Annotated in this window: 11 protein-coding genes; 9 read left to right on the forward strand and 2 right to left on the reverse strand. The window is 58.0% G+C overall.

Annotated elements, in window-relative coordinates; all coding sequences use genetic code 11:
* Positions 1 to 24: 24 nt before the first annotated feature.
* The gene (locus KQP88_RS06065) at positions 25 to 2,724 is read right to left on the reverse strand and encodes a [protein-PII] uridylyltransferase (RefSeq protein WP_200993469.1); all 2,700 of its coding nucleotides are present in this window, start codon (positions 2,722 to 2,724) and stop codon (positions 25 to 27) included.
* 64 nt (positions 2,725 to 2,788) lie between these two features.
* Positions 2,789 to 3,571 (reverse strand): type I methionyl aminopeptidase, encoded by a 783-nt coding sequence (gene map, locus KQP88_RS06070; protein WP_200993470.1) that lies wholly within the window; start codon positions 3,569 to 3,571, stop codon positions 2,789 to 2,791.
* A 321-nt stretch (positions 3,572 to 3,892) separates the two neighbouring features.
* Here map and rpsB point away from each other — a divergent pair, with 321 nt between their 5' ends.
* From rpsB to bamA, 9 genes are all read left to right on the forward strand, one after another.
* Complete coding sequence (rpsB, locus tag KQP88_RS06075) at positions 3,893 to 4,636, forward strand: 30S ribosomal protein S2 (RefSeq protein ID WP_025258944.1); 744 nt, start codon at positions 3,893 to 3,895, stop codon at positions 4,634 to 4,636.
* Between the two features lie 190 nt (positions 4,637 to 4,826).
* Positions 4,827 to 5,696: a translation elongation factor Ts gene (gene tsf / locus KQP88_RS06080; protein ID WP_025258945.1), complete on the forward strand. Its 870-nt coding sequence runs from the start codon at positions 4,827 to 4,829 to the stop codon at positions 5,694 to 5,696.
* A gap of 203 nt (positions 5,697 to 5,899) precedes the next feature.
* Positions 5,900 to 6,643, forward strand: coding sequence for a UMP kinase (gene pyrH / locus KQP88_RS06085; protein ID WP_025258946.1), 744 nt, complete (start codon positions 5,900 to 5,902; stop codon positions 6,641 to 6,643).
* Positions 6,640 to 7,197 (forward strand): ribosome recycling factor, encoded by a 558-nt coding sequence (gene frr, locus KQP88_RS06090; protein ID WP_025258947.1) that lies wholly within the window; start codon positions 6,640 to 6,642, stop codon positions 7,195 to 7,197. Before pyrH ends, frr begins: the two co-directional genes overlap by 4 nt.
* 16 nt (positions 7,198 to 7,213) lie before the next feature.
* Positions 7,214 to 7,969 carry a polyprenyl diphosphate synthase gene (uppS, locus tag KQP88_RS06095; protein ID WP_198724924.1) on the forward strand — a complete coding sequence of 252 codons (756 nt, stop codon included), beginning with the start codon at positions 7,214 to 7,216 and terminating at the stop codon, positions 7,967 to 7,969.
* Entirely contained in the window at positions 7,969 to 8,784 is an 816-nt protein-coding gene (locus tag KQP88_RS06100; protein WP_216705108.1) for a phosphatidate cytidylyltransferase, read from the forward strand. Before uppS ends, KQP88_RS06100 begins: the two co-directional genes overlap by 1 nt.
* Complete coding sequence (gene ispC / locus KQP88_RS06105) at positions 8,781 to 9,968, forward strand: 1-deoxy-D-xylulose-5-phosphate reductoisomerase (protein ID WP_216705109.1); 1,188 nt, start codon at positions 8,781 to 8,783, stop codon at positions 9,966 to 9,968. The genes KQP88_RS06100 and ispC overlap by 4 nt, the downstream gene beginning before the upstream one ends.
* A gap of 101 nt (positions 9,969 to 10,069) precedes the next feature.
* A complete protein-coding gene (gene rseP / locus KQP88_RS06110; protein WP_216705110.1) occupies positions 10,070 to 11,422 on the forward strand; it encodes a sigma E protease regulator RseP in 1,353 nt (450 codons plus the stop codon).
* A 75-nt stretch (positions 11,423 to 11,497) separates the two neighbouring features.
* Positions 11,498 to 13,870, forward strand: coding sequence for an outer membrane protein assembly factor BamA (gene bamA / locus KQP88_RS06115; protein ID WP_200993474.1), 2,373 nt, complete (start codon positions 11,498 to 11,500; stop codon positions 13,868 to 13,870).
* Positions 13,871 to 13,904: the final 34 nt, after the last annotated feature.

Here is a 13,904-nt window from a genome sequence, read left to right on the forward strand (position 1 = left end):
ATGGCTGAGCGCCGAGTCGATTCTTTAAATACTGATCCGCAAACTGCTGTCCGGCTCTGAATTGACACTCAATTGCTTGGCGATGGCTTCTTGCAGGCGGCTGCATAACTGAGGATCGGACAGGGGTTGATTGTTGGCGTCGGTGATGAAAAACACGTCTTCCACTCGCTCACCCAGGGTCGCGATCTTGGCGTTTTGCAGGGACAGGTCGAACTCCAGAAAAATCTTGCCGATGCGTGCCAGCAGTCCCGGACGGTCGGGGGCCAGCAGTTCCAGCACGGTCACCGGGCGTTGCGCATCGTTGTGGATGGTCACCTGGGGCGCGAAGGCGAAATGCTTGAGCTGGCGCGGTACACGACGCTTGATGATGGTCGGGTAGTTGTCCGGGGTGCGCAGCGCTTCGGTCAGGCCGTCACGGATTTGCCGGGTTCGTTCGGGATTGTCGCCGATCGAGCCGCCATCGTTGTCCAGCACGATATAGGTGTCGAGGGTGAACTGGCTGCTGGACGTAATGATGCGGGCGTCATGGATGTTCAGATTCAACTGGTCCATCGCGGCCACGGTCACAGCGAAGAAATCATGCTGGTCCGGTGCATAGATGAAAATCTGGGTGCCGCCCTCGAACTCGCGCTGGGTGGTTTCCTTGATCAATACCAGCGGGCCGCCATCGGCAGGCTGCTGCAGGATGGCATCGCTGTGCCAGGCCACATCGCCAGCGGTATGGCGCAGGAAGTAATCGTCACCCAGGGCTGACCAGAGCTGTTCCACATCGTCCGGGTCGATGCCGTTGCGCACCAGAATGTCCAGGGCGGCAATCTGCGTGCGACGAATCTGTTCTTCGCGGTCGACCGGGTTTTCCAGTCCGCGGCGCAATGCCCGCTTGGTTTCGGTATACAGCTGGCGCAACAGGCTGGCGCGCCAGGAGTTCCAGAGCGTCGGGTTGGTTGCGTTGATGTCGGCGACCGTCAGCACATAGAGGTAATCCAGATGCACCTCGTCGCCGACGAACTGCGCGAAGTCATGGATGACCTGAGGGTCGGAAAGATCCTTGCGCTGCGCAGTGGTAGACATCACCAGATGGTTGCTGACCAGCCAGACAATCAGACGCGTGTCCCATGCGGGCAGATGGTGGCGTATGCCGAAGGCCTCGGCATCCACGGCACCCAGTTCGGAGTGGTCGCCACCGCGTCCCTTGCCGATGTCGTGGTACAGGCCGGCCAGATAGGCGAGTTCCGGTTTGGGCAGGCGCGCCATGAGCTTGCTGGCCAGCGGGAATTTCTCGGCCACATCGGCGTATTGCAGCCGACGCATGTGCTTGATCAGGTTCAGCGTGTGCGCATCCACCGTATAGATGTGGAACAGGTCATGCTGCATCTGCCCCACGATATGGCCGAATTCGGGCAGGTACAGGCCCAGGATTCCATAGCGGTTCATCCGGCGCAGGTTGCGGTGGATGCCTTGCTCGCACTTGAACAGCTCAATGAACAGGCTGGTGTTGCGGATATCGTTGCGGAAATCGTCGTTGATCAGGTGGCGGTGTTCGCGCAGCAGGCGAATCGTGTCGGCTCGCACGCCCTTGATCTCCGGGCGTTGAGCCATCAGCACGAAGATTTCGATCATGGCGAACGGCGTGCGCTTGAAGACGTTCGGCTTCGTGGCTTCGATATAACCGTCATGCAACTGGAAGCGTGAATTGATCGGCTGCGTGCTGCTGCCGTCATCCTCCACCAGAATGACTTCTTCAAAGTGCTGGATGATCAGGTCGCTCAGCTCGGCGATGCTCATGACCACGCGGTAGTACTTCTGCATGAAGCGTTCGATGGCCAGCTTCGCATCGCTGTCCTGATAGCCCAGCAGGCCGGCGATGCTGCTCTGGTAATCGAACAGCAGCCGGTCTTCGGAACGCCCGGCCAGCATGTGCAGGGCGTAGCGCACTTTCCAGAGGAATTCCTGGGAAGAGGCGAGCAGGTTGTTCTCGCTTTCCAGCAGGAAACCTTCTCCCGCCAGTGCGCGCAGGTTCAGGGTGCCGTATTGGCGCCGGGCGACCCAGAGGATGGTCTGGATGTCCCGCAGGCCGCCGGGGGAGCCTTTGACGTTGGGCTCCAGGTTGTATTCGGTATCGTTGTACTTGTGGTGCCGGGTCTTCTGTTCGGCGCGCTTGGCCAGGAAGAAGTCCTTGCTCGGCCACATATGTTGCGTGCTGGTGACTTCCAGCATCCGCTGGCGAAGATGCTCGGGGCCGGCGATGGTGCGGCTTTCCATCAGGTTGGTGATGACGGTCAGGTCGGCTCGGCCTTCCTGGGCGCACTCATCCACAGAGCGCACGCTTTGCCCGACTTCAAGGCCGATGTCCCACAGCAGGGTCAGGAAACGCTCGATGGATTCGCGAAAGACTTCGTGATCGGCGCTGTCCAGCAGGATCAGCAGGTCGATGTCCGAATAAGGATGCAGTTCACCACGACCGTAGCCGCCCACCGCCAGCAGGGCGATGTCGGCATCTTCGCTCCAGTCGAACTGATCCCAGGCCTGTTGCAGGATGTTATCCACGAACCAGGCCCTATCCTCGATCAGGCGGCGTATATTCCGGCCTTCACGAAAGCGCTCGTCGAGCACGTCACGCGCTTTGCGGATGGCTTTCTTGAAAGCGGCGATGGGGCTTGCCTTCAGGGCCAGTTCGGCCTGGAACTGGCCGCGGTCGAACAAATCGGGATCCACCTGCGGCATGGAACGGCTTTCCTTTATATCTATATCTGGCTGTGCGGGCTTGGTGTCGGCCGAACAGGTCGTGTCAGGCTGATGTCCGCGCGATGGTATCGTCGCTGCGCAGGGTGAAAATCTCATAGCCGTCGGCGGTCACCAGAATCGTGTGCTCCCATTGTGCCGAGAGTTTGCGGTCCTTGGTGATGGCGGTCCAGCCGTCGCCTAGAATCTTGGTGTCGGCGCGACCCTGGTTGATCATCGGCTCGATGGTGAAGGTCATGCCTTCAAGCAGCTCGAGGCCTTTGCCTGCTTCGCCATAATGCAGTACCTGCGGCTCTTCGTGAAAGACCTTGCCGATGCCGTGGCCGCAGAATTCACGAACGACGGAAAAGCCGTTCTTTTCGGCGTGCTTCTGGATCACCGAACCGATATCCCCCAGGCGCGTGCCCGGACGGACGATCTCGATGGCTTTGTACAGGCATTCCTGGGTGATCTTCGACAGGCGCTCGGCCCACTCTGGCACCTTGCCGACGTGGAACATCTTGCTGGTGTCGCCGTGATAGCCGTCCTTGATGACGGTGACGTCGATATTCAGGGTGTCGCCGTTCTTGAGCTGCTTTTCGCCGGGAATGCCGTGGCAGACCACATGGTTGATCGAGGTGCAGATCGACTTGGGGAAGCCTTTGTAGTTGAGCGGCGCGGGAATGGCCTGTTGCTCGTTGACGATGTAATCGTGGCAGATGCGGTCGAGCTCTTCGGTGGTGACACCGGGCTTGACGTGGGGGGTGATCATTTCCAGCACTTCGGCGGCCAGTCGACCGGCAATGCGCATCTTTTCGATGTCTTCTGGAGTCTTGAGGGTCACGGTCATGCGAATTTCTCTCTGCGTGGTTGCACGCGGTCAATGCGAAAAGTGGCGATTCTATCAGACCCGGGCCCATGACTAGCGCTTCCTTCTATAAAGGAAACACTGGGGAATCTGTCTGTTTTCAAAAGGATGGAGAAACAAGCGTGTGATTCGGGTTTCGCTGGCTTTCCTTTTGTGATATAAAATGCGCCGCTTTCCAAGGTCCGTCCTGGAAGCTTAAACCCACACACGTGTCGACACGATGACCTGGGTGCCTTTGGCGGCTCGCCACTGGTTGGTCATTGGGATACGTGGAGGCCTAACCCGACTTATCAAGGAACTATCATGTCCCAAGTCAATATGCGCGATATGCTGAAGGCCGGTGTGCACTTCGGTCACCAAACCCGTTACTGGAATCCGAAAATGGGTAAGTACATTTTCGGCGCGCGTAACAAGATTCACATCATCAACCTTGAAAAAACCCTGCCAATGTTCAACGAAGCTCTGACTTTCGTTGAGCGCCTGGCTCAGGGCAAAAACAAGATTCTGTTCGTCGGCACCAAGCGTTCCGCTGGCAAGATCGTTGCTGAAGAAGCAGCACGTTGCGGTTCGCCGTACGTCGATCACCGCTGGTTGGGCGGCATGCTGACCAACTTCAAGACCATCCGTCAGTCGATCAAACGTCTGCGCGAGCTGGAAGTACAGGCTGAAGACGGTACTTTCGCCAAGCTGACCAAGAAAGAAGCCCTGATGCGCACCCGTGATCTGGAAAAACTGGATCGCAGCCTGGGTGGTATCAAGGACATGGGCGGTCTGCCTGACGCACTGTTCGTTATCGACGTTGATCACGAGCGCATTGCTATCACCGAAGCCAACAAGCTGGGCATCCCGGTCATCGGCGTAGTCGATACCAACAGCAGCCCGGAAGGCGTTGACTACATCATCCCAGGCAACGATGACGCAATCCGCGCTATCCAGCTGTACATGGGTTCGATGGCTGACGCTGTTATCCGTGGTCGCAACAATGTCGCTGGCGGCACCGACGTATACGTCGAAGAAGCTCCAGCTGCAGCAGCTGTAGAAGGCTGAGTAACAAACGCTTAGCGTTTACTCAGTACGCGAAAAGGGGGCTTGGCCCCCTTTTTGCCCCCTCGAAAATGATTTGTTGGCGTGACCGTGGGCTGCTTGTCATGTGTTGCTGTCACCCTGATTTTTCAAGAATTTGAACGCCCGTTTACCCGGGTGGAATGGTTGAAAACCTATCCAAGAGGATTTTGAAATGGCAGAGATTACTGCAGCGTTGGTCAAAGAACTGCGCGAGCGTACCGGCGAAGGCATGATGGATTGCAAAAAGGCCTTGACCAAGGCTGGCGGCGACATCGAAAAAGCCATCGACGACATGCGTGCTTCCGGCGCCATCAAGGCTGCCAAGAAAGCAGGCAACGTTGCTGCTGAAGGCGCTATCGGCGTTAAAGTCGGTGCAGACGGCAAAGCTGCTGTCATCATCGAAGTCAACTCCCAGACCGACTTCCTGGCTCTGCAGGACGACTTCAAGAACTTCGTGAACAGCAGCATCGAAAAAGCTTTCGCTGACAAGCTGACCGACGCAGCTCCGCTGATCGAAGCTCAGGAAGCCGAGCGTACCGCTCTGGTTGCCAAAGTTGGTGAAAACGTCAACATCCGTCGCCTGGCTCGCATCGAAGGTGACGTGGTCAATGCTTACCTGCACGGCAACAAGATCGGTGTAGTCGTGGCTCTGAAAGGCGGTGACGCCGAGCTGGCCAAAGACATCGCCATGCACGCTGCTGCAAGCAACCCTGAGTTCCTGCTGCCTTCGGAAGTTTCGGCTGAAGCGATCGAGCGCGAGAAGGGCGTCTTCCTGCAACTGAACGAAGACAAGATCAAAGGCAAGCCTGCTGAAATCGTCGAGAAAATGGTGAGCGGTCGTATCACCAAGTTCCTGGCCGAAGCCAGCCTGGTTGAGCAAGCATTCGTCAAGAACCCGGAAATCACCGTCGGTGCTCTGGCGAAGAAAGCTGGCGCTGAAATCGTTTCTTTCACCTACTTCAAAGTGGGCGAAGGCATCGAGAAGCCAGTCGACAACTTCGCTGAAGAAGTTGCTGCTCAAGTAGCTGCAAGCCAGAAGTAAGACGGTTTTAAACTGTCGCCCCAAAGAGGCTGCCCGCTAACGCGCGCGGCCTCTTTGTCAAAAAAGAAAGGGAATTTCCCTTTGAGAATTGGCCGCTAAGGCTGCATTCTCCAGACGCTCTTGCAGCGTCAAGCTAGAGTAAGCGCAGGCCTGAAACGGCCCGCACAGATTTTTTTCAGAAAACGCCGCAGGAGAGATTCGCAATGGCTCAGCAGGGCAGTGGTTATCAGGCTCGCTATAAACGCATTCTACTCAAGCTTAGCGGCGAGGCCCTGATGGGGTCGGAAGATTTCGGTATCGACCCCAAGGTACTGGATCGCATGGCGCTGGAAGTCGGCCAGCTGGTGGGTATCGGCGTTCAGGTCGGGCTGGTTATCGGCGGTGGCAATCTGTTCCGTGGCGCAGCCCTGAGTGCTGCCGGTATGGATCGGGTAACGGGCGATCACATGGGCATGCTGGCCACTGTGATGAATGCCCTGGCAATGCGTGACGCGCTGGAGCGTGCCAACATCTCGGCTATCGTGATGTCCGCTATCTCGATGATGGGCGTGACCGATCATTACGATCGTCGCAAGGCCATGCGTCATCTCAACTCCAAGGAAGTCGTCATCTTTGCTGCCGGAACCGGCAATCCGTTTTTCACCACGGATTCGGCTGCCTGCCTGCGAGCGATCGAAATCGATGCCGATGTCGTCCTCAAGGCGACCAAGGTTGATGGCGTCTACACCGCAGACCCGTTCAAGGACCCGAATGCCGAGAAGTTCGATCATCTGTCTTACGATGAAGTGCTGGATCGCAAGCTGGGTGTAATGGATCTGACAGCTATCTGCCTGTGTCGCGATCACAAGATGCCGTTGCGCGTCTTCAATATGAACAAACCCGGCGCCCTGCTGAATATCGTACATGGCGGCGCTGAAGGAACCCTGATCGAGGAAGTTCAACAATGATCAACGAAATCAAGAAAGACGCTCAGACTCGCATGCAGAAGAGCCTCGAGTCGCTGGCGCACGCATTCAGCCGCATTCGTACTGGCAAGGCACACCCGGATATCCTCGAAGGTGTCATGGTGCCTTACTACGGCTCCGATACCCCGATCAAGCAAGTGGCCAACATCACCGTCAAGGACTCCCGGACCCTTCAGGTCGTGGCGTTCGAGCGCAACATGCTGGGCGCGGTCGACAAGGCAATCCAGAGCTCCGGTCTGGGCTTCAACCCGACCAACCTGGGCGAACTGCTGCTGATCAGCATGCCGGCCCTGACCGAAGAAACCCGCAAGGGCTTCACCAAGCAGGCGCGTGACGCTGCCGAAGACGCACGTGTTGCCGTACGCAACATCCGTCGTGACGCGCTGAGCCAGTACAAGGATCTGGTCAAGGAAAAGGAAATCAGCGAAGACGAAGAGCGTCGTGCTGCTGATGACATCCAGAAACTGACCGACAAGTTCGTTGCCGACATCGAAGTGGCGGTGAAGCAGAAAGAAGCAGACCTGATGGCCGTATAAGGTTCGGGGCGCTTTCATGGAAAAGACAAAACCGGCCGCATCGTCTTCGGTGCCGCGTCATGTCGCGATTATCATGGATGGTAATAATCGCTGGGCCAAGAAGCGTCTGCTGCCAGGTGTTGCTGGTCACAAGGCAGGCGTTGATGCCGTGCGTGCGGTCATTGAGGTGTGTGCCGAGGCCAAGGTCGAGGTGCTGACGCTGTTCGCGTTCTCCAGCGAAAACTGGCAGCGTCCGGCCGAGGAGGTCGGGGCCTTGATGGAGTTGTTCTTCACGGCCCTGCGGCGCGAAACCCGTCGTCTGAACGAGAATGGCATCAGCCTGCGCATCATCGGTGATCGCTCGCGTTTCCATCCCGAACTTCAGGCGGCCATGCGTGAGGCGGAGCAGCAGACGGCTGGCAACAACAGTTTCGTCCTGCAGATCGCGGCCAATTACGGTGGGCAGTGGGATATTGCCCAGGCTGCCCAGCGTCTGTCCCGCGAGGTTCAGGCCGGGCATCTGCAGCCTGAAGACATCACCCCCGAACTCTTGCAGACCTGTCTGGCAACCGGCGATCTGCCGTTGCCGGACCTGTGCATCCGTACGGGTGGCGAGCACCGCATCAGTAACTTCCTGCTCTGGCAGTTGGCTTATGCCGAGCTGTATTTTTCCGACCTGTTCTGGCCGGACTTCAAACACGATGCCATGCGCGCTGCGCTGGCCGATTTCGCTTCGCGCCAACGTCGCTTCGGTAAAACCAGCGAACAGGTCGAAGCTGGAGCCCGGGTTTAATGCTGAAACAACGGATCATCACTGCGCTCATCCTGCTGCCGGTCGCTCTTTGCGGGTTCTTCCTGCTCAAAGGTGCCGACTTCGCCCTGTTCATCGGTCTGGTCGTGGTGCTGGGTGCGTGGGAATGGGCAAGGCTGGCAGGGCTTGTCGCTCAAGGCATGCGTCTGGCTTATGCCGCTGCGGTCGCCTTGTTGCTGTTTCTCATGTACCTGGTGCCGGGGCTTGCGCCCTGGATTCTCGTCGCGGCGGTTATCTGGTGGTGTGCGGCAACCTTTCTGGTTCTGACATTCCCCGACTCCAGTGATTACTGGGCGAGCGCTGCCTGCAAACTGGTCATTGGTCTGTTGATCCTGCTGCCTGCCTGGCAAGGACTTATCCTTATCAAGCAATGGCCTCTGGGCAATGGATTGATTCTGGCGGTCATGGTGCTGGTATGGGCGGCGGATATCGGCGCCTATTTCTCCGGCAAGGCATTTGGCAAGCGCAAGCTGGCACCCAGGGTCAGTCCGGGTAAAAGCTGGGAAGGTGTTTATGGTGGTCTGGTGGTCAGTCTGCTCATTACTGCTGGCGTAGGTATTTCCCGCGGCTGGTCGGTTTCGCAGTTGATCGTCGCTCTTCTGGGCGCGGCTGCCATCGTCCTGATTTCCGTGGTCGGCGACCTGACCGAAAGCATGTTCAAGCGTCAGGCCGGCGTCAAGGACAGCAGCAACCTGCTGCCCGGTCATGGCGGCGTGCTGGATCGTATCGACAGCCTGACTGCTGCCATTCCGGTTTTTGCCGTGTTGCTCTGGGCTGCTGACTGGGGTGTGCTGTGAAGCCGCAACAGATTACCGTCCTGGGTGCTACCGGTTCGATTGGTCTCAGCACGCTGGATGTCATCGCTCGTCATCCGGGCCGGTATCAGGTTTTCGCCCTGACCGGCTTCACCCGCCTGAAAGAATTGCTGGCGTTGTGCATCACGCACACGCCGCGTTTTGCCGTGGTGCCTACCCAGGATGTCGCCCGCAAGTTGCAGGATGATCTTGCTGCTGCCGGGCTCGATACCCGGGTGCTGGTGGGGGAGGGCGGTCTGTGTGAAGTGTCCGCGCATCCTCAGGTCGATGCTGTCATGGCGGCCATTGTCGGTGCGGCTGGTCTGCGGCCGACACTGGCGGCCGTCGAGGCGGGCAAGAAAGTCCTGCTGGCCAACAAGGAAGCGCTGGTCATGTCCGGCGCCCTGTTCATGCAGGCCGTCCGGCAAAGCGGTGCGGTGCTGTTGCCTATCGACAGTGAGCACAATGCGATCTTTCAATGCCTGCCGGTGGACTTTTCCCGGGGGCTGAGTGCCGTGGGTGTCAGACGCATTCTCCTGACCGCGTCGGGCGGCCCGTTTCGCAAGACGCCTCTGGCGCAACTGCATGACGTGACGCCCGAGCAGGCCTGCGCGCATCCGGTGTGGTCCATGGGGCGCAAGATCTCCGTGGATTCGGCGACCATGATGAACAAGGGGCTTGAGCTGATCGAGGCCTGCTGGCTGTTCGATGCTCGCCCGGATCAGGTTGAGGTCGTCATTCATCCCCAGAGCGTGATCCACTCGATGGTGGATTACGTGGACGGTTCGGTATTGGCGCAGCTTGGCAATCCGGACATGCGTACCCCGATTGCCAATGCGCTGGCCTGGCCGCAGCGGATGGATTCCGGTGTTTCGCCGCTGGACCTGTTCCGTATCGGTCAGCTGGATTTCGAAGAGCCTGACGAGGAGCGTTTCCCGTGCCTGCGTCTGGCCCGGCAGGCAGCTCAGGCAGGAGGAAGTGCTCCGGCCATGCTCAATGCTGCCAATGAAGTGGCTGTCGCTGCATTTCTCGACAGGCGTATTGGCTATCTGGAAATCGCGGGTATGATCGAGGAAGTGCTGAATCTCGAGCCTGCCGTTGCGGTCGAAGAGCTCGATGCGGTATTTGCGGCCGATGCAAAGGCGCGTGTTCTGGCAGGGCTTTGGCTGGAACGAAACGGACGATAACTGAACATGGATGACAGGGTCGATGTGATGCATCGGGAGCAGGCTTTTGCGGCTGCGATGATAAACACAGTTGCCGGCATCCCGGCACCCGGAGAAGGTTGATGAGCGCGCTATATATGATCATTGGCACCCTGATTGCTCTGGGTGTGCTGGTTACCTTTCACGAATTCGGTCACTTCTGGGTGGCCCGGCGTTGTGGCGTCAAGGTTCTCCGCTTTTCGGTGGGGTTCGGCACGCCACTGGTTCGCTGGCATGACCGCCACGGGACCGAGTTTGTCGTGGCGGCGATTCCTCTGGGCGGCTACGTCAAGATGCTCGATGAGCGCGAAGGCGATGTGCCTGAACATCTGGCTGATCAGTCGTTCAATCGCAAGACTGTGTATCAACGCATTGCCATCGTCATTGCCGGTCCTGCCGCCAACTTTCTGCTGGCCATCGTGTTCTTTTGGGCGCTGGCCATGCTGGGCAGCCAGCAGGTTCGTCCGGTCATTGGTGCAGTGGAGGTGGGCAGTATCGCTCAGCAGGCCGGTCTGAACCCTGGCCAGGAAATCGTTTCGGTAGACGGCAAGGCAACTTCGGGCTGGTCTGCCGTCAATCTTCAGCTGGTCCGTCGCCTTGGCGAGAGCGGCACCATTGCGGTCAAGGTTCGCGATCAGGGCTCGACGGTGGATACCGCACACACCCTGACGCTGGACAACTGGCTCAAGGGTGCCGAAGAGCCTGATCCGATCCGCTCCCTGGGTATTCGCCCATGGCGTCCGGCCCTGGCGCCGGTATTGGCTGAACTCGATCCCAAAGGCCCTGCCCAGGCGGCAGGTCTGAAAACTGGCGATCTGCTGCTGGCAGTCGATGGCAAGCCGCTCAACGAGTGGCAGCAGGTCGTCGACTGGGTCCGCGAGCGCCCGGATGCAAGAATTTCTCTGCGAATCGAACGTGACGGCGCGCAACTCGACGTTCCGCTGACCCTGGCGGCACGTGGCGAGGGCAAGGCTGCGACGGGTTACCTGGGTGCCGGTGTCAAAGGTGTCGACTGGCCGCCAGAGATGTTACGCGAGGTCAGCTATGGTCCTCTGGCCGCTGTGGCCGAGGGTGCCAGCCGCACCTGGAACATGAGCGTGCTGACACTGGATTCGCTCAGGAAAATGTTGTTCGGCGAGCTCTCGGTAAAAAACTTGAGTGGACCGATAACCATTGCTAAAGTGGCGGGCGCTTCAGCCCAGTCGGGCATTGGCGATTTCCTGAACTTCCTCGCTTATCTGAGCATAAGCCTGGGTGTTCTGAATCTATTGCCGATCCCCGTGCTTGATGGCGGGCATTTGCTGTTTTATCTGATCGAGTGGGCACGTGGTCGCCCCCTTTCGGAAAAGGTACAAGGTTGGGGAGTTCAGATCGGTATCAGTCTGGTGGTGGGCGTCATGTTGCTCGCGCTGGTCAACGATCTGGGACGACTGTAAGTCCTTGCTGTGTTGCGAAATCTGCCGCATTTTGCGGCAGTTTGTTTATTGCCAGTTGGAATAAGAAAGGACTTCATGAAACGTCTGCTGCTAACTGCGGTTCTTGCCGTACTGATGATCGCCGAAGTTCACGCCGAGTCCTTCACCATCTCCGATATCCGTGTCAACGGCCTGCAGCGGGTGTCCGCCGGTAGCGTCTTTGGTGCCTTGCCGCTCAACGTGGGCGAGCAGGCGGATGATGGTCGTCTGGTTGACGCTACTCGTGCGTTGTTCAAAACCGGTTTCTTTCAAGATATCCAGCTGGGACGTGATGGCAATGTTCTTGTCATTACCGTCGTCGAGCGTCCTTCCGTTGCGAGCATCGAAATCGAAGGCAACAAGGCGATTTCCACCGAAGACCTGATGAAAGGGCTGAAACAGTCCGGTCTGGCCGAAGGTGAGATCTTCCAGCGTGCGACTCTCGAAGGCGTGCGTAACGAGCTGCAACGTCAATACGTTGCCCAGGGCCGTTACTCCGCAGAAGTTGCTGCCGAGGTCGTTCCTCAGCCGCGCAACCGTGTCGGCCTGAAGATCAACATCAATGAAGGCACCGTTGCTGCCATTCAGCACATCAACGTGGTGGGCAACTCGGTTTTCCCGGATGAAGACCTGATCGACCTGTTCGAACTCAAGACCACCAACTGGCTCTCCTTCTTCAAGAACGACGACAAGTACGCCCGTGAAAAACTTTCCGGCGACCTCGAACGTCTGCGTTCCTACTACCTGGACCGCGGCTATATCAACATGGATATCGCCTCGACCCAGGTTTCGATCACGCCTGACAAGAAGAACGTGTACATCACGGTCAACGTCAACGAAGGCGAAAAATACAGCGTCAAGTCGGTCAAGCTCAGCGGCGACCTGAAAGTGCCTGAAGATCAGGTCAAGTCCCTGCTGCTGGTTCAACCGGGTCAGGTGTTCTCCCGCAAGGTCATGACCACGACTTCCGAGCTGATCACCCGTCGTCTGGGTAACGAAGGCTACACCTTCGCCAACGTCAACGGCGTACCGACTCCGAACGACGAAGACCATACCGTCGACATCACTTTCGTGGTCGATCCGGGCAAGCGTGCCTACGTGAACCGTATCAACTTCCGTGGCAACACCAAGTCTGCGGACGAAGTACTGCGTCGCGAAATGCGTCAGATGGAAGGCGGCTGGGCTTCGACCTACCTGATCGACCAGTCGAAAACCCGTCTGGACCGTCTGGGCTTCTTCAAGGAAGTGAACGTCGAAACGCCTGCCGTGCCTGGCACCGATGATCAGGTGGACGTCAACTACGCGGTTGAAGAGCAGGCTTCCGGTTCGATCACTGCCAGCGTCGGTTTCGCACAGAGCGCCGGTCTGATCCTCGGTGGCTCCATCAGCCAGAACAACTTCCTGGGTACAGGTAACCGTGTCAGCATCGGCCTGACCCGTAGCGAATACCAGAGCCGTTACAACTTCAGCTATGTCGATCCGTACTGGACCGCCGATGGTGTGAGCCTGGGCTACAGCGCCTTCTATCGTACGACCAACTACGACGAACTCGACGTCGACGTGGCGAGCTATGCGGTAGACAGCCTGGGCGCCGGTATCAACCTGGGCTACCCGATCAGCGAGACTTCGCGTCTGACCTACGGCCTGAACGTTCAGCAGGACAAGATCAAGACCGGTACCTACACCGTTGACGAGATCTTCGACTTCATCAACAAGGAAGGCGACAGCTTCCTGAACTTCAAGGGTTCCGTCGGCTGGTCCGAGTCCACACTGAACAAAGGTGTGCTGGCAACTCGTGGTCACTCCCAGAGCCTCGTGTTCGAAACCACTCTGCCGGGCAGCGACCTGTCGTTCTACAAGCTCGACTATCGCGCACAGTATTTCCACCCGATCACCGACAACTACACCCTGCGTCTGCATACCGAGCTGGGTTATGGCGACGGCTACGGTTCGACCTCGGGTCTGCCGTTCTATGAAAACTACTATGCCGGTGGCTTCAACTCGGTTCGTGGCTTCAAGGACAGCACCCTGGGTCCTCGCAGCACGCCAAGTTCCGGTCGCAACCCCGGTACGGCCGCTGACCCGGATCAGGATCCGCTGCCATTCGGTGGTAACGTATTGGTTCAGGGTGGTGTAGAGGTCATGTTCCCTCTGCCGTTCATCAAGGATCAGCGTTCTCTGCGTACTTCCGTGTTCTGGGACGTGGGTAACGTGTTTGACTCCAATTGCGATTCCAACAGGACGCTTAACGGTCAAAGGGTCGAGTGCAACAATATTGACCTTTCCGGCATGGCAAGTTCTGTCGGCGTTGGTGTCACCTGGATCACCGCTCTCGGTCCTCTGAGCTTCGCACTGGCCATGCCGGTCAAGAAGCCGGACAACGAAGCCGAAACTCAGGTTTTCCAATTCTCCCTGGGCCAGACCTTCTAAGCGTCTGACTCCTGATAACGAAACGAATTCTGTA

This window comes from Pseudomonas lijiangensis, assembly GCF_018968705.1.
GTDB classification, from domain to species: Bacteria; Pseudomonadota; Gammaproteobacteria; order Pseudomonadales; family Pseudomonadaceae; genus Aquipseudomonas; species Aquipseudomonas lijiangensis.